We start from the raw sequence: 15642 nt of genomic DNA, 5'->3' as shown, positions 1-15642 counted from the left end.
ACGTCGATCAGGCCGGACTGGGCTCCAGCACGAAATCGAAGGCCAGCGTATGGAAAGGCCTCGCCTGCACGCTGCCGTCCGGCGCCACGCCCTCGGGGTGCGATTCGAAATTGCCGATCAGCGAACTGCGCACGCCGAACACCGCGTCGCTGTCCAGGTAAGGATCATCGCCACGGAACACATGCGTGATCAGCGTCTCGTAGCCCGGCGCCTGGATCATGAAGTGCACGTGCGCAGGCCGCCATGGGTGGCGCTTCGTGGCCTTCAGCATCGTGCCGACAGGGCCATCGGTCGGTATCGGATACGCCACCGGCATCACGCCGCGGAAATACAGGCGCCCGTCCCCGTCGGTGCGGAACACCGCGCGACCCTGCGGACGTTCGAGGTCCGCGCGCTGCACGTCGTAGAAGCCTTCGGCATCGGCTTCCCAGACGTCGACCTGGGCATTGGCCACCGGCTCGCCGTCGCGCCCGCGCACGGTCGCGTCGACGAACAGCGGTTCGCCCTTGGCACCGCCCGAGATGTCGTCGCCCAACGCGAGCTGCGGCGCGCCGGGTACGTGAAAGGGTCCGAACACGGTCGCCTCGGTCGCCTGCGCGCTCTTCGCGTGGTTCATGGCCACCGTGAGCATCGACAGACCCAGCGTGTCCGACAGCAGGATGAACTCCTGCCGCTTGTCCGTGCACTTCTGCCCGGTCGCGGTCAGGAACTCGATGCCCTCGGCCCATTCGGCCTCCGTCAGCTTCACCTCGCGCGCGAAATCATGCATGTGGCGCACCAGCGCCGACATGATCTCCTTGAGGCGCGGATTCGGGCACTCGCCCATGCGATCGAGCACGGCGGCCGTGATGGTGTCTTCATTGATGTTTCGCATGGGCGTGGAACTCCAGGTGGGATGTGTTGGACGAGGGGCTCGCCGGGACGGCGCGCTTCGGAACGGCCGACTCGCGCAGCACCAGCCGCCGCTGCGTCGGGAAGAGCGACCAGCCCCAGCGCTGCTGCGCAAAGCCCCAGAGCCCCTGCTTGAAGAAGATGGTGGTGACGATCGCGAGCAGGCCGAGGCCGAGCAGGTACCAGGTGCCGTAGTCGCTCAGGAACTTGTTGAGCGCCCAGAAGATGACTGCACCGACGATCGGTCCCTCGATGCGGCCGATGCCGCCGATCACCACCATGAAGATCGCGAACGCGGTCCAGTTGACGCTGAAGGCCGCATCGGGGCTGATGCGCAGGTTGCCGACGAAGTAGAGCGCACCCGCCAGCCCCGCTCCGAAGGCCGCGACCACGTACACGGCGAGCTTCATGCGCGCCACCGGGATGCCCTGCGATTCCGCTGCCACCTCGTTGTCGCGGATCGCCAGCAGCGCGAGCCCGCGCTTGCTGCGCAGAAAGAGATAGACCAGCGCGATCGCCGCAACCACGCAGGCCAATGCCATCCAGTAGGTGACGCTCTCGCGCGTGCCCTTCTCGATGCCGCGCAACGCGGTCAGCGTGGTGCCGGAGCCGCCGCCCACCGCCGAGACGTTGGCGAAGCTGAGCCTGAACACCTCCGCGATCACCCAGGTGCCGATCGCGAAATACCCGCCCGACAGCCGGAAGGCGACGAACGACACCGGAACCGCGATCAGTCCCGCCGCGACCGCACCGAGCGGAATCGCCACGAAGGGATTGAGCCCGACGAAGTTGCCGAGGATCAGCATCACGTAGCCGCCGAAGCCGAAGAAGGCCTGCTGCCCGATGCTCACCATGCCGCCGTAGCCCGCGAGCAGGTTCCACATCATCGCGAAGATGAAGTAGCAGGCGATCTCGACGAACTCGCGCATCCAGCTCGATTCGCCCCAGAACGGGAGGCTCGCCGCGAGCAAGGCCAGCACGACGCCGCCGACGCCCGCTGCGCGGCTCATGGCCGTGGCGCGCTCGACCGCATAGGGAAGTGTCGGAAGCGACGGCGTCATGGCGAACTCAATCCAGTTGCAGGTTGATGCGCTCGGCCACCTTGGCCCAGCGATCGCTCTCGGCGCGCAGCCGCTGCGCCGCTTCCTTCGGCGTGTTCGCGAGCGGGTCGAGATCGAGGATGGCGAGGCGCTCGCGCACTTCGGGCGCGGCCATCGCCTTGGCCACTTCAGCCTGCAGGCGATCGATGACCGCCGGCGGTGTCGAGCGCGGCATCGCCATCATTTCCGTGAAAGTCGCGTCGTAGCCCTTGGCGCCCGCCTCGGCCGCGGTGGGCACCGAAGGCTGGCTCGCGAGCCGCTTGGAGCCCGACACGAGGATCGGCACCAGCTTGCCGTCCTTGATCAGCGGGCCCACCACGGGCGAGGCGAGAAAGCCGCACGGCACCACGCCGCCGAGCACGTCCTGCATCGCGGGGCTGGGGCCGCGATACGCCACGTGCTGCATGTTCGCGCCGGTGGTCGAGAGCAGCATCTCCATCGCCATGTGGCCCGGCACGCCCGGCCCGCCCGAGGCATAGCTCATCGGGGCCTTCTTCGCCGCGGCGAGCAGGTCCGGCAGGGTCTTCACGCCGACCGAGGGATGGCACACCAGTTCCTGGCTGAAGCTCGCAAGCTGCGTCACCGGTGCGAAGTCCTCCATCGGCTTGAAGGAGAGCTTCTTGTAGAGGTGCGGATTGATGGTGAGCATCGTGTCCGGCCCGACGAGCACCGTGTGCGAATCGTTGGCGCGCAGCACTTCCTGCATCCCGATGTTGCCGCCCGCACCCGGCTTGTTGTCGACCACCACCGGCTGGCCGAGCGCCTTCTGCAGACTCGGCTGGAGGAGGCGCGAAACGATGTCTCCCGGCGCGCCGGCGGGAAACGCGACCACGAGGCGCACCGGCTTGGTCGGCCATGCGCCATCGGCTGCAGCGGCGCCGATCGGCAGCATCGCCGCGGCACCGAGCGCGGCGGTCAGGGTTCTGGCAATGAATCGCATGAAGTCTCCGTTGTGTCTGTCGTGAGGGCGCTCACCAGGCGCCGATGAGAATGCCGGCCTCTCGCTCGCGCCTGTTCCAGGCCTCGATCGCGGCCGGCGCGATGGTGGGAAAACGGTGGCGCGCGCGCAGCCATGCGAACAGGCGGCCCAGCATCTGTTCGCGCACCGCCGCATGCGCAGGGTCGCGCCCGAGGTCGACCAGCTCGTGCGGGTCGCTCTCGAGATCGAAGAGCATCGGCGGCAGGTCTTCGAAGTGGACGAACTTCCAGCGCGCATCGCGCAGCATCGTCATGTGGCAGCGCTCGACCGGCTGGCCGATCGGCAGGCGCACCGCATCGCGGAAGGCGTAGCTGTTCTCGCAGACGACGAAGTCCTTGCCCACCGCGCCTTCATGCCCATGGACCAGCGGCAGCAGGGACTCGCCTTCGAGCCATTGCGCCGGCCGTTCGATGCCCAGCGCTTCGAGCACCGTCGGCACGATGTCGACGCACTCCACCAGCGCATCGCTGGCGCTGCCGCGCGTCGCATCGGCCTCGGCGCGCGGATCGACGACGATCAACGGCACGCGCACGATCGGCTCGTGGAACAGTTCCTTCTCGCCGAGCCAGTGGTCGCCGAGGTAGTCGCCGTGATCGCTCGTGAAGAGCACCAGCGTCTCCCGGTCGATCCCTTGCTCGCGCATGAAGGCGAACAGGCGGCCAAGCTGGTCGTCGACCTGCTTCACCAGGCCCATGTAGGTCGGGATCACGGTGCGGCGCACCTCGTCGCGGCTGAAGCTCTCGCTCGCGGTGTCGCGGCGGAAGCCTTCGAGGACCGGATGCGCGTCCTGCCGCTCTTCCTCGCTGCGGATCGCCGGCAGCACGTCGTCGGGCCCGTACATGTCGTGGTACGGCGCGGGAACGACGTAGGGCCAATGCGGCTTGATGTAGGACAGATGAAGCACCCACGGGGTATCGCCGGCTTCCTTCATGAAGTCGATCGCGCGGTCCGTGGTGTAGGGCGTCTCGCTGTGGGGCTCCTCGATCGCGGCGGGCTTGTCGGCCCAGCGCATCTGCCAGCCGCTCAGGATCTCGCCGTTCGGGCCCCGACCGGAGTTCGCGAAGTCGTGCCACGGGTTGTCCGAGACATAGCCGCGCTCGCGCAGCCAGTCGCAGTAGGCATTGCCGCTGACCTTGAAGCCCGGCGGCCAGATGCCGTCGTCGCGCGCATAGGGCTCGAAGCCGCCCTCCATCGCGAGAAGCCCTTCGCCTTGCGTGACATCGATGCCGAGCCGTGTCGCGCCTTCGAGGTCCGGCTCCACATGCGTCTTGCCGACCAGCGCGCAGCGCACGCCATGCGGCCGGAGATGCTCGCCGAGCGTCTTCTGGCCCACGGACAGCGGCACGAAGTTCCACATCGCGCCATGCGTGCTGACATAGCGGCCGGTGTAGGTCGACATGCGCGATGCGCCGCACACCGAGCCCTGCGCGTAGGCACGATCGAATCGAACGCCGCGCGCCGCCAGCGCATCGATGTTCGGCGTGTGCAGGCGCGGATGGCCATAGCACGAGAGATAGTCCGCACGCAGCTGGTCGCACATGATGAACAGCACGTTGCGCAGCGCACGCGGCGATGGGGGAAGCGTCTCTTTCATGGTGACTCAGCGCGTCTTGGGAAACAGTCCCTGCGGCCGCAGCACCAGCACGCCCAGGAACACCAGATGTCCGACCCAGATGCCCCAGCCGGGGTCGAGGCGGAAGCCGATCTGCTGCGTGATGCCGAGGATCATCGCGCCGGCCAGCGTGCCCCAGAAGGAGCCCATGCCGCCGATGATCACGGCCTCGAACGCGAAGAGCAGCAGAAGCGGGCCGTCGGAAGGCGACACCGTCGTGCGCATGCCTTGCAGTGCGCCGGCGATCGCGATCAGCACGAAGGCGATGGCGGTGGCGAGCGCATAGACCTTCTTCGCGTCGAGGCCCATCAGTTCGGCAATCTCGCGGTCGTCCGACACCGCGCGGAACGAACGCCCGAGCGACGTGTTCGCGAACAGCCATTGCAGCCCGCCCGTCGCCACCAGCGCCACCGCGAGGACGATCAGCGGCAGCACGCCCACGGAGAGCGACTCGCCCAGATGCAGGCCCTGCGTATTGAGCCCCCCGGTCTCGATCGAACGCGGATCCGCCGAGAACAGCTCCAGCAGCAGGTTCTGGATCACGATCGACAGGCCGAAGGTCACGACCAGCGAAGGCAGCGGGTCCTTGCCCAGCGTGCCGTTGAGCACGTAGCGCTGCAGCGCGTAGCCGAAGCCGAAGGCCACCGGCAGTACCGCGAGCGAGATCAGGAGCGGCGCATCGCCGAACAGCGAGGTGCCTGCGATCACGGCGAATGCACCGAGGATGATGAAGTCGCCCTGCGCGGTGTTGGTGAGCCGCATGACGCCGAACATCAGCGACTGCCCGAGTGCGAACAGCGTGTAGAGGCCGCCGAGCAGCACGCCTTGGACGATGGTTTCAAGCACCGGATGTCTCCCCGTTCACAGGCCGAAATAGGCCTGCGAGATCTGTTCGCGCGTGAGCGCATCGGAACGCCCCTGCAGCGACACGCGCCCTTCCTGCAGGCAATAGATGCGCCTGGACACGCGCTGCGCCATGGTCACGTCCTGCTCGACGATCACCACGGTCATGCCTTCGTGCACCAGCGTCGGCATGGCGGCGTAGATCTCATGGATCACGATCGGCGCGAGGCCGAGCGAGAGTTCGTCGCACAGCAGCACGTCGGGGTTGCTCATCAGCGCGCGGCCGAGCGCGACCATCTGCTGCTGTCCGCCCGAGAGCGCGGTGCCCGGGTTGTCGCGCTTCTCGGCGAGGATCGGGAAGAGTTCGTAGACGCGCTTCAGGTTCCACGGTCCCTTGCGTGCGGTCAGGCCGCCCATCTGCAGGTTTTCCTCGACGCTCAGGCTCGGGAACAGGCGCCGGCCTTCCGGCACCATCGCGAGCCCGCGCCGCACGATCTCGCCGGGCGGCAGGCCGCCGATGGCTTCGCCCTTGAAGTGGACCGCCTCGCGCGGCGCGCGCACCAGCCCGGTGAGGCACTTGAGCAAGGTCGACTTGCCCGCGCCGTTCGCGCCGATGATCGCGACCACCTCGCCCTGCGAGAGCGAGAAGTCGACGCCGAACAGCGCCTGCGCGTCGCCGTAGAAGGCCTTCAGACCTTGGGTCGCGAGCAATGCGGTCATAGAGAGACCTCCGCGCTGCGCGCTTCGGTATTCGCCTTCGGAACGGCCGGGCGGCTCATGCTTCCACTCCCATGTAGACGCGCCGCACTTCGGGGTCGCTCATCACCGCACGCGGCTCGCCCTCCGCGAGCTTCTGGCCGAAGTTGATGACGAAGAGCCGGTCGGCCAGCGAGAGCAATGCGTGCACCACATGCTCGATCCAGATCATCGTGACGCCGCGCGCCTTGATCTGCTTGAGTTCCTCGACGAGCTGCTTCGCCTCGGGCTCGGTGAGCCCGCCCGCGATCTCGTCGAGCAGCAGCAGCTTGGGCCGGGTCGCAAGCGCACGCGCGAGTTCGAGCCGCTTGCGATCGAGCAGCGTGAGGCCGCCGGCCGGCCTGTTGGCATGCGGCATCAGCCCGGTCTGCGCGAGGATCTCGTGCGCGGTCTGCCAGGCCTCCTGCTCGCCCTCTTGCGCGCCGAAGCAGGCGGCGGTCACGAGGTTCTCGAACACGCTCATGTTGCCGAAGGGCTGCGGCACCTGGTAGCTCCGGCCGATGCCGGCGTGGCAGCGCTGGTGCGGCTTGAGCGCGGTCACATCGACGCCGTCGTATTCGACGCGGCCGGCATCCACGCGCGCATCGCCCGAGATCAGGTTGAACAGCGTGGTCTTGCCCGCGCCGTTCGGCCCGAGGATACCCAATGTCTCGCCCTCGGTCACGGCGAGCGAAATGTCGTCGGTGACCTTGAGCGCGCCGTAGGACTTGCTCACGGCATGGAGTACCAGAAGGCTCATCGCAACTCCTCGCCAGAGATCCCGCGGAACCGGCTTAGCCGGGCTGCAGGGATTGCCCCCTGCAAGGGGGTTGGCGAAGCGACACGAAGTGCGCGAAGCCTGGGGGTGTGCTTCATCATGGCATCGGACGGAGCGTGCCGGCGGTCGGGATGCTGGGTGCAGCCTCGTTGTTCACGATGGTCAGTTCGTACTTGAACTGCTTGCCCTTGCCCCACTGCCCGAGCACCAGCGGCGTCTTGCTCACGTTCTTGAATGGACCGGGGCCGCCCCACGCCACCTGTCCGACGACGGTGTCGAGCCTGGTCGCGGCCACCGCGTCGCGCACATCCGCCGCCTTGGTCGACTTGGCGCGCGAAAGGGTATCGGCCGCCACTTCGAAGAGCGCGTGCGCGAAGCCGATCGGCTGCGTCCACTGCTTCTTCGTGCCGGCCTCGTAGGCTTCGGCGAGCGCCTTGGCGCTCTGCTTGGTCAGGCTCGAACTGAACGGATGCGACGGGCTCCACCACACCTCGGTCGACAGGCCGTCGCCCAGGTCGCCGAGCGCCTCGATCGCGCCCGGGAAGAGCAGCGCCTTGCCCAGCGTGATGATCTTCGGCCGGAAGCCCTGCTGCCGCGCCTGCGTGAGGAAGGTCTTGGCATCGGGCGGAATCACGACGCCGGTGACGATCTCCACGCCGCCATTCTTGAAGGCCGCGATCTGCGCGCTGAAGTCCTGCGTGCCGTTCTGGAAGCGGCCCGGGTCGAGCAGCGTGAAGCCCATCTGCGAGAGCGGCTTCGGAAAGCCCAATTCCTTGTCGCCCCAGGCGTTGCCGTCGCCATCGTTCGGGAACAGGCCACCGACCTTCTTGTTGGTCGGGATCGTCTTCCAGGCGCTGGTGAAATTGACGATGACGTCCTCGAGCCCCCAGAAGAGGTGGTACGTCCAGTTGAATCCCTTCGCCGGGTCGCCCTTGCGGCCGAAGAACCACGGCTGCCACGGGACCACGCTGGAGATGCACGGCAGTTCGTTGAGCTCGCAGGCATCGCTGACCGGATTGGCGGTCTCCGGCGTACCGGCGGTGAGCACCAGCGCCACCTTGTCCTTGAGGATGAGGTCGTTCGCGACTTCACCTGCGCGGTTCGGGTTGGACTGGCTGTCCTTGAGCACGATCTGCACCGCGTACTTCTTGCCGCCGATCGGGATGCCGTCCTTGAAGGCGGCCTTCATCTGGTCGATGACCCACTTGTCGGCCTCGCCGAAGGGCGCGAGCGGCCCGGTCTGCGGCGACACGTAGCCGATCTTGATGGTGTCGGCCGCAAAGGCGTGCGGCACGACGCCGGTGGCGGCCAGCGCTGCAGCGGCCTGGGTGAACTGTCTGCGATTCAGTGTCATGGTCGTCTCCTTTTCTGTTCTTTCTCTTCCTGCACAAAAAATCGCGTGACTCAGCGCGGCGGATCGCCGTCGAAGGCGCGCTGCAACAGCGCACGGATCGCATCGCGCTCGGCGGGCCCGAAGGGCCGCGGGTTCCAGTAGGGGTTGCCGACCGCAATGTCGGCGGCGCGGTCGAGGTCCTCGGCCTTCATGCCGATGTCCTTGAGCGCGACGGGCGCGCCGTTGTCGCGCGCCAGCGCCTGCAGGCCCGCGGGCGCAGATTCGGCACCGAGCGCCTTCGCGATCAGGGCCATGGCGCGCGGCGCGGCTTCGGCGTTGAAGGCGATCGCATGCGGCAGCACCACCGTGTGCACTTCGGCATGCGGCAGGTTGAAGCTGCCGCCCAGCGTGTGGCAGAGCTTGTGATGCAGCGCCATGCCGACGTTGCCGAGCACCGTGCCGCAGAGCCAGGCCCCGTAGAGCGCATCGGCGCGAGCGTCGATGTCGTCGGGCTGCCGCCGGATCACCGGCAGCGCGCGGGCGATCGCGGCGATGCCTTCCTGCGCCATCAGATCCATCACCGGATTGCTGTCCTGCGCATAGAGACCTTCGGCCGCGTGCGCGATCGCATTGATGCCGCTGGTCACGCTCAGGCCCACCGGCAGGCTGCGCGAGAGCTCGGGGTCGTAGATCACGGTGCGCGGCAGCACGCGCGGGTCCTTGCCGGTCTTCTTGAGACCGGCTTCGGTGAGCCCGTAGATCGGCGTCATCTCGCTGCCCGCGTAGGTGGTCGGGATCGCGAGGATCGGCAAGCCCGAGTCGAGCGCGATCGCCTTGCCGAGGCCTGTGGTCGAGCCGCCGCCGATCGCGACCGCGCAATCGGCACCGAGCTTGCGTGCGACTTCGCGTGCTTCGCGCGCCGTCTCGATCGGCACGTGCATCACCGCACGATCGAAGATGCCCGCCGCATGCGCACCCAGCATCGCCGCCACACGCTCGGCCTGTCCGCGCTGCTCGGGCGTGGAAAGCACGAGCGCACGGCGCGCGCCCAGCGCCTCGATCTCCCGGGCGAGGTGCTGGAGCGAGCCCGCGCCGAAGACGACGCGTTGCGGTTGGCTGGTGTAGACGAAGTCGCGCATGGTCTTCCTTCAACGGACGAAATGGGGTGGAATCTGCGCGTCGATGTTCACCCAAACACTCTTGACCTGCGTGTACTCGCGCATCGCGTCGAAGCCCATCTCGCGGCCGTAGCCGCTCTGGCCGACGCCGCCGAAGGGCGAGCCGGGGTTCACGCGCTTGTAGCTGTTGATCCAGACCATGCCCGCGTGCAGGTCGCGGGCGAAGCGGTGGGCGCGCGCCAGGTTGCCGGTCCACAGGCCGCTGCCGAGGCCGTAGTCGGTGCCGTTGGCGATCGCCATCGCCTCCTCGTCGTTCTTGAAAGTCAGGACGGTGACGAAGGGGCCGAAGACCTCTTCCTGCGCCACGCGGTCGCGCCAGGACTGCGCACGCACGATGGTCGGCTCGACATAGCAGCCGCGCTGCAGGTCGCCGCCCGGCGCCTTGCCGCCGGCGAGCACTTCGCCGCCCTCGCCTTTCGCGACTTCGACATAGCTCAACACGCGCTCCTGGTGCTGCGCGCTGGTCAGCGGCCCCATCTCGGTCGCATCGTCGAGCGGGTTGCCCAGGCGGATCGACTTCGCGAGCGGAAGGAACTTGTCCAGGAATTCGTCGGCGATCTTCTCGTGCAGCATCAGCCGCGAGCCCGCGATGCAGGCCTGCCCCTGGTTGTGGAAGATGGCCCAGGCGCTGCCGTTGACCGCGGCGGGCAGGAACGCATCCTCGAACACGATGTTCGGCCCCTTGCCGCCGAGTTCGAGCTGCACCTTCTTGAGGTTGCCCGCGCTCGCCTGCACCACGCGCTTGCCGGTCGCGGTGCTGCCGGTGAAGGCGATCTTGGCGATCTCCGGATGCTCGGCGATGTACTGCCCGACCACATGCCCGAGCCCCGGCACCATGTTGACCACGCCCTCAGGCATGCCCGCCTCGGCCATCAGCTCGACGATCTTGAGCGAGCTGAGCGGCGTGATCTCCGCCGGTTTCATCACGATGCAGTTGCCGGCGGCGAGCGCGGGGCCCATCTTCCAGCTCGTGAACATCAGCGGGAAATTCCACGGCACGACCTGCCCGACGATGCCGACCGGCTCGCGCAGCGTGTAGTTGAGGAAGCCCGCCTCGACCGGAATGGTCTCGCCCTGGAACTTGTCGGCCATGCCGCCGAAGTAGCGGAAGCACGCGGCGGTGCGCGGCACGTCGAGCTTGCGCGAATCGCGCACCGGGTGCCCGGTGTCGAGCGATTCGAGGCGGGCGAGTTCTTCCGTGTTGGCTTCGATCAGGTCCGCCAGCTTCAGCAGGATGCGCCCGCGGTCCGCCGCCGCCATGCGGCTCCAGGCCGGAAAGGCGCGCTTCGCCGCGGCCACCGCCTTGTCGACGTCGGCCTTGCCGGCGAGCGCCACCTGCGCGATGGTCGAGTTGTCGTGCGGATTCAGCGTGGCGAGCGTCTCGCCGGACTCGGCATCGACGAAGCGGCCGCCGATGAAGAGCTGGTGGCGGATCGGTGTCTTCAGGCCTGCGGCCTTCTGGATGTCTGCAAGATTCATGAGCGTGCCTCTCGGGCGTCGGTTGGAGTCCCGTTCAGGGAACACCGCGGAACCGGCTCCGCCGGACCGCTGGTGTTGCCCCCTGCAAGGGGGTTGGCGTAGCGACACGAAGTGCGCGAAGCCTGGGGGTGTGTCATGTGTTCAGCCACGGGTAGCGGGCCGTGTCCTTGCCCGCGTAGTCGGGGTCGAGATAGATGAAGCAGCGCTGGATCAGCCAGTCGCGCACCTCGAACACGTCGCACCAGCGGCCCGCGCCCCATTCGGGCACGCCGGCGCGCCAGGGGCCGTCGGCGTGCTCGCCGTAGCTGGTGCCTTCGCAGGCGAAGAGATCGGTGTGCGTCATGATCCAGTTGAAGCCCGCGTAGTCGTGCCGGATGGACTTGCCGCGGCTGCCGACGTCGCCGAACAGCTTGCCGATCTGCTCCTTGCCATTGGCGAGCCCCCATTTGGGGAAGTACACCTGCGCGTCGTCGGCGAACAGATCGAGGATCGATCCGCCGTCGGACGTGACGCCGCCGTTGTCATAGGCCTTCAGGTATTCGAGGGCAACCGACTTGCGCTGCTCGTCGGTCATGGTCTGACGGGTGAGTGCCATGGCGTGTCTCCTTCCTTGGGTTGAGTCACTTGAGCGATTGGAGGTAGTCGATCAGCGCGGCGCGCTTCTTCGGGTCGTCCTGGAAATAGGCCATCGTGCTGCCCGGCGCGACGGTCTGCGAGTCCGTCAGCCAGCGCTCGAGCAGGGCGCGATCCCAGGTCTTGTCCTTCATGGCAGCGACGTACTGCTTCGAATAGGTGAAGCCGGGGTTCGCCGCCGCTTGGCGGCCGAGCAGCCCGAACAGGTTCGGCCCGACGCCGTTCGGTTCGCCCTTGCCGAAGGTGTGGCACTGGGCGCAGGCGGTCTGCGCGAGGCGCTCGCCCGGCGCTTGGGCATGCGCCGCGATCGCCCAGAGGGCCAGCGAACCGAGCACGAAGGTGGAGGCAAGTCGGCTCTTCATCATGCTGCGCTCGCGGTTTCGGCGTGCGCCGCGTTCGCGGCACGGTACGAGAAGGCGATGATCGGGCCCAGCGTGGCACCGCCCGCCCAGTAGGCCCGCCCCGATGCGGAGGCGACGCAGTTGCCGACGCCGTAGAGCCCCGGGATCGGCTGGTCGCGCGCATCGAGCACGCGTCCGTGCGTGTCGGTTTTCGGGCCGCCCTTGGTGTCCAAGGTGCCAGGGACAATCAGCGCCGCGTAATAGGGACCCGCGTCCGAGATCGGCCACATGGTGGGGTTGCTGCGGCCCGGCTCCTCTTTCACGTCGCCGTTGAACAGCAGCTCGACCACGCGGTCGCCACGCTTGAAGTCCAGGTCCTTGCCGGTCTTCGCGAATCCGTTGAATCGCGCGATGGAGGCCTGCAGGTTCGACGCGAAGTCCGCCGACAGCTTCGCGCCGCCGGTCACGCCCGCGTACTTGGCCATCCGTTCGTCGATGGCCCGGGCCAGATCCGCCAGCGTGGCGCCCTTGATGACGTGTCGGTCATCGGTGCCCGGCGGCACGATCAGCCGTCCGTACTCCGCGCTCGCCGAATGGTCCTGCGAACGCTGGTCCCATACCGCGATGCGGACCAGGTTGGGATACTCGGCCCTGGCGCCGTCCCATTCGAAGAAAGTCTGGGCCAGTTCGTTGTACTGCAGCTTCTCGTTGACGGTGCGCCGGCCGTACTTGTTCACGAAGATCATCGAATCCCCGGCCACCGAGAACATGCCCGACATCGAGCCGTCCCGGGCCACCGCCTTCTCGAGCGGCACGGGGCAGCTCCAGGCGTAGTTCATGTTGCGCAGTTGCGCCCCCAGCGCACCCGCCATCTGGACGAAGTCGCCTTCGTTGCTGGGTGCGGCACATCCGCCGTAGATCGGGCCGCTCAGGAAGTTCTTGCGCAGTTCCACGTTATGCGTGAATCCGCCAGTCGCGAAGATCACGGCCTTGCGGGCGCGGATGCGCGTCACGGCACCGAGTTCGTCCTCGGCCTCCACGCCGATCACGCGGCCGGCCGGGTTCTGCAGGATCTTCTTCACCCGCATCCCCGTGCGGATCGGAATGCCTTCCTGCCGCGCCTTGGTCGACATGGTCCGTACCGCGACCAGGCCGCCATCCGACATGCTCGGGATGGCCTCGGCGGGCACCAGCACGCGGCCCTTGGGCGCCTTGTCTTCGGGTAGTTCGGCGAAGTAGTCCGGCACGTCGGGCACGTGGCGATAGGGCAATGCACCCTTGGCGGCGAGCAGTTCCGCTGCCGGTGAGGCGCTGTCGTAGATGGCGCCGCACATGTCGAACTCCCACTGCGTGAGGCCGAAGCGGGGATGTGCGGGGTCGAAGCCCTGCGGGTTCGACAGCCGCGCCACGTACTTCAGGAAGTCGGGCTTCGGATCGGCGATGCCCGCCTTCTTCATGGCCTCGTTGTTCGGAACCCAGTACCAGAAGGCCGCCTTTGCAGTAGTCCCGCCGATGCTGCCCGCCTTCTCCAGGATGACTGCAGTGTTGCCCTGCCATCGCGAGAAGAGCGCCGACGCCAGGCCGCCGCAGCCACTGCCGCATACCACCATGTCGTAAGTTGCGTCGAAGGCCTGTGCGGCGTCTGCAGGCGTTGCCGACAGTCCAAGCGATGCGGCCGCGACCGCCGCTGAGCCCGCGCCTGCCTGTTGCATGAATCGCCGGCGCGAGGCTGCGCCGGCACCCGACCGGATAGGGTCTGCCATGTCGATGTCTCCTTGTGGTGACGCCGGGCGGCTGGGGCCGCGAGGCGCCGAGGCGAACTAGAACTGGACCGGGATCTCGGGGCTCTCGCCCTTCTGGATCTCGTAGACGAGGCTGGGCGAACCGTTCTCCCAGACCAGCAGCATCGAGCGCTTGGGGCTGTAGCCCTGATGGCGGCAGTAGGCGGGCATGGCGGCCATGTCGCCGGCCTTCATGATCACGCGGGCCATGGGCTTGCCGGTGTTCTTGTCGCCGCAGTCCCAGTGGATTTCGTCGGTCATCTGAAAGAACCACTCGACGCGGTCGTTGCCGTGGATGATGGGCAGGATGTGCTCCTCGGTGGTCGGGCACATGTAGCTGTACTTCACCACCGACGTGAAGCTCGGGTTCCAGGTGACCTGCGAGCGGCTCAGGAAGCCGAAGAGATTGAAGGCATGCACCTCGTTCTCGAAGCCCGGTTCGGGATGCAGTTCGGGCTGGGCCTGCGGCACGTCGGCGAAGGCGCGGTTGATCGGCGCGCCGCGCTCGTCGCTGCGCAGGTCGAGGTCGCCCTTCAGGCCCACGCAGCGCGTGGCGAGTTCGCGGGCGCGGGTGATCTTGGCGGTGTTGTTGCCGTTCTTGCGGCCGTAGGGCGTGCCGGTTTCCTGCGGTGCGGCGAAGGGGTCGAAGGTCTGGTTGGTCCAGTCGTCGAGCATCGCCTCGAAGGTCGAGCGGATCTGCGCGGTCGGGAAGTTCTCCAAGAGGTCGATGCCGGCTTCCTTCATCGTGCCGTTGTAGCTGCCGGCATAGAGGTCCACCGACTGGTAGTGGTTGACGGTGCCGACCACGTCGTCGAAGTTGACCCAGCCGTAGAAGAAGCCCCAGGCGACGTCGCGCATCAGCGCGCGCAGGTAGTTGCCGATGTCCATCGTGTGGCTCATCGGCCGGCCGTCGCGGGTCTTCCAGGTGATGTGGGCGAAATATTCGTCGCGGTGGAAGCCGAAGCTGCCGAGCGAGAAATCCTTGTAGCCGTGCGTGGCGTCGGGCTTGGACGCGATGACCTTGGCGAGTTCAGCGGGTGCGTTCATGGTTCTCTCCAAATCCTTCAAAGACGTATCGGGTTCTTTCGTGGGCCGCCGCGGAACCGGCTTTGCCGGGCCGCGGGCGGCGCCCCCGGCGAGGGGGTTGGCGAAGCGACACGAAGTGCGCGTAGCCTGGGGGAGGTCAATGGGTCTGGCAGATGTCGGCCCACTTCTCGACCGAGAGATCGCCCTTGCAGGTCTGCAGAACGACCACCCCCGGATCGCCGGCCACGCGGAACTGGTAGGCGGTGTTCTTCGGCAGCAGGCCCTGGTGGCCGCGCGAGAGCTTCATCCAGCCCATCTTCTGGCCCTTGGGCTCGCCCTTGACGAGCACCGCGCCGTTCTTCTCGGCGTCCTGCACCGTCTGGCTCGCATCGAGCTTGACGAGGTGCACCTCGACCTCGCCGTCCATCGCCAGCGCGAACTCGTCGTGCGCGCAGGTGAACCACGGCGAGGTGCCTTCGGCGCGCAGTGTTTCCAGTACGTAGATCTGGTTCTGGCCGAACACCACCTTCTCGTAGGGCTTGCTCTTGCTCGCGATGTCGAAGCAGTTCGAGAAAGCGTAGTGGCGGACGTCGTCGGCGATGGGCTCGACGTGGCCCTTTTCGTAGCTCTTGAGCGAGCCGAAGCGGGTCTGGTAGGCAGCAGTCATGTGTGTCTCCTCGGGTGCCAACGGTGCAGCGATCTCGCTGCGGTGATGGAACTTTAGGAAACGGAACCGGCCTTTGGTAGGGACCAAATGCGGGTCGCATTGTTCGGCAAAACCGGTCAATCGGCAGGGTTTACCCGGGCTCCTCGCCTCGTGGGGTAAGCACTCGGTGATCCCGTCTTGACGACGGGCGCAGATCAGGAGGTCGCTGCTGGTTGCCAGCGATGGGGCAACAACTCGTCGATCCGGCTGGCCGGCTGCGTGGGCAA

At 67.2% G+C, this 15642-nt stretch carries 15 protein-coding genes; all 15 read right to left on the bottom strand.

Annotation, left to right across the window (positions count from 1 at the left end):
• Window positions 1–7: 7 nt before the first annotated feature.
• Window positions 8–874 carry an intradiol ring-cleavage dioxygenase gene (locus WKW77_RS28650; RefSeq protein WP_340360297.1) on the bottom strand — a complete coding sequence of 289 codons (867 nt, stop codon included), beginning with the start codon at window positions 872–874 and terminating at the stop codon, window positions 8–10.
• Window positions 858–1952, bottom strand: coding sequence for a branched-chain amino acid ABC transporter permease (locus tag WKW77_RS28645; protein WP_340360296.1), 1095 nt, complete (start codon window positions 1950–1952; stop codon window positions 858–860). The genes WKW77_RS28650 and WKW77_RS28645 overlap by 17 nt, the downstream gene beginning before the upstream one ends.
• 7 nt (window positions 1953–1959) lie before the next feature.
• The gene (locus tag WKW77_RS28640; RefSeq protein WP_340360295.1) at window positions 1960–2931 is read right to left on the bottom strand and encodes a Bug family tripartite tricarboxylate transporter substrate binding protein; all 972 of its coding nucleotides are present in this window, start codon (window positions 2929–2931) and stop codon (window positions 1960–1962) included.
• 31 nt (window positions 2932–2962) lie between these two features.
• Window positions 2963–4564, bottom strand: coding sequence for an alkaline phosphatase family protein (locus WKW77_RS28635; RefSeq protein WP_340360294.1), 1602 nt, complete (start codon window positions 4562–4564; stop codon window positions 2963–2965).
• A gap of 6 nt (window positions 4565–4570) precedes the next feature.
• Window positions 4571–5428 (bottom strand): branched-chain amino acid ABC transporter permease, encoded by an 858-nt coding sequence (locus tag WKW77_RS28630; RefSeq protein ID WP_340360293.1) that lies wholly within the window; start codon window positions 5426–5428, stop codon window positions 4571–4573.
• Window positions 5429–5443: 15 nt separating this feature from the next.
• On the bottom strand, window positions 5444–6145 hold the full coding sequence (locus WKW77_RS28625) for an ABC transporter ATP-binding protein (protein WP_340360292.1): 702 nt from the start codon (window positions 6143–6145) through the stop codon (window positions 5444–5446).
• Between the two features lie 55 nt (window positions 6146–6200).
• The gene (locus WKW77_RS28620; RefSeq protein WP_340360291.1) at window positions 6201–6920 is read right to left on the bottom strand and encodes an ABC transporter ATP-binding protein; all 720 of its coding nucleotides are present in this window, start codon (window positions 6918–6920) and stop codon (window positions 6201–6203) included.
• A gap of 115 nt (window positions 6921–7035) precedes the next feature.
• Entirely contained in the window at window positions 7036–8292 is a 1257-nt protein-coding gene (locus WKW77_RS28615; protein WP_340360290.1) for an ABC transporter substrate-binding protein, read from the bottom strand.
• A 50-nt stretch (window positions 8293–8342) separates the two neighbouring features.
• A complete protein-coding gene (locus tag WKW77_RS28610; protein ID WP_340360289.1) occupies window positions 8343–9410 on the bottom strand; it encodes a maleylacetate reductase in 1068 nt (355 codons plus the stop codon).
• A 9-nt stretch (window positions 9411–9419) separates the two neighbouring features.
• Entirely contained in the window at window positions 9420–10883 is a 1464-nt protein-coding gene (locus WKW77_RS28605) for an aldehyde dehydrogenase family protein (RefSeq protein ID WP_340360400.1), read from the bottom strand.
• 178 nt (window positions 10884–11061) lie between these two features.
• Window positions 11062–11523 carry a nuclear transport factor 2 family protein gene (locus WKW77_RS28600; RefSeq protein WP_340360288.1) on the bottom strand — a complete coding sequence of 154 codons (462 nt, stop codon included), beginning with the start codon at window positions 11521–11523 and terminating at the stop codon, window positions 11062–11064.
• A gap of 25 nt (window positions 11524–11548) precedes the next feature.
• Window positions 11549–11926 (bottom strand): c-type cytochrome, encoded by a 378-nt coding sequence (locus WKW77_RS28595; RefSeq protein ID WP_340360287.1) that lies wholly within the window; start codon window positions 11924–11926, stop codon window positions 11549–11551.
• Window positions 11923–13665: an FAD-dependent oxidoreductase gene (locus tag WKW77_RS28590; RefSeq protein ID WP_340360286.1), complete on the bottom strand. Its 1743-nt coding sequence runs from the start codon at window positions 13663–13665 to the stop codon at window positions 11923–11925. Before WKW77_RS28590 ends, WKW77_RS28595 begins: the two co-directional genes overlap by 4 nt.
• A 57-nt stretch (window positions 13666–13722) precedes the next feature.
• On the bottom strand, window positions 13723–14730 hold the full coding sequence (locus WKW77_RS28585) for a hydroxyquinol 1,2-dioxygenase (RefSeq protein WP_340360285.1): 1008 nt from the start codon (window positions 14728–14730) through the stop codon (window positions 13723–13725).
• A gap of 136 nt (window positions 14731–14866) precedes the next feature.
• Entirely contained in the window at window positions 14867–15376 is a 510-nt protein-coding gene (locus WKW77_RS28580) for a cupin domain-containing protein (RefSeq protein ID WP_340360284.1), read from the bottom strand.
• Window positions 15377–15642: the final 266 nt, after the last annotated feature.

The sequence above is a fragment of the Variovorax ureilyticus genome, from assembly GCF_037889935.1.
Classification (GTDB): domain Bacteria; phylum Pseudomonadota; class Gammaproteobacteria; order Burkholderiales; family Burkholderiaceae_C; genus Variovorax; species Variovorax ureilyticus.
The sequence above is the reverse complement of the archived record's forward strand: the minus strand, read 5'-3'. Positions and strand labels throughout refer to the sequence as shown.

Bases quoted from the DNA above. Each gene is read 5' to 3' on its own strand.
- WKW77_RS28590 (WP_340360286.1), bottom strand. From the start codon at position 13,665: ATGGCAGACCCTATCCGGTCGGGTGCCGGCGCAGCCTCGCGCCGGCGA.
- WKW77_RS28585 (WP_340360285.1), bottom strand. From the start codon at position 14,730: ATGAACGCACCCGCTGAACTCGCCAAGGTCATCGCGTCCAAGCCCGAC.
- WKW77_RS28635 (WP_340360294.1), bottom strand. From the start codon at position 4,564: ATGAAAGAGACGCTTCCCCCATCGCCGCGTGCGCTGCGCAACGTGCTG.
- WKW77_RS28620 (WP_340360291.1), bottom strand. From the start codon at position 6,920: ATGAGCCTTCTGGTACTCCATGCCGTGAGCAAGTCCTACGGCGCGCTC.
- WKW77_RS28650 (WP_340360297.1), bottom strand. From the start codon at position 874: ATGCGAAACATCAATGAAGACACCATCACGGCCGCCGTGCTCGATCGC.
- WKW77_RS28600 (WP_340360288.1), bottom strand. From the start codon at position 11,523: ATGGCACTCACCCGTCAGACCATGACCGACGAGCAGCGCAAGTCGGTT.
- WKW77_RS28625 (WP_340360292.1), bottom strand. From the start codon at position 6,145: ATGACCGCATTGCTCGCGACCCAAGGTCTGAAGGCCTTCTACGGCGAC.
- WKW77_RS28595 (WP_340360287.1), bottom strand. From the start codon at position 11,926: ATGATGAAGAGCCGACTTGCCTCCACCTTCGTGCTCGGTTCGCTGGCC.
- WKW77_RS28645 (WP_340360296.1), bottom strand. From the start codon at position 1,952: ATGACGCCGTCGCTTCCGACACTTCCCTATGCGGTCGAGCGCGCCACG.
- WKW77_RS28615 (WP_340360290.1), bottom strand. From the start codon at position 8,292: ATGACACTGAATCGCAGACAGTTCACCCAGGCCGCTGCAGCGCTGGCC.
- WKW77_RS28610 (WP_340360289.1), bottom strand. From the start codon at position 9,410: ATGCGCGACTTCGTCTACACCAGCCAACCGCAACGCGTCGTCTTCGGC.
- WKW77_RS28640 (WP_340360295.1), bottom strand. From the start codon at position 2,931: ATGCGATTCATTGCCAGAACCCTGACCGCCGCGCTCGGTGCCGCGGCG.
- WKW77_RS28580 (WP_340360284.1), bottom strand. From the start codon at position 15,376: ATGACTGCTGCCTACCAGACCCGCTTCGGCTCGCTCAAGAGCTACGAA.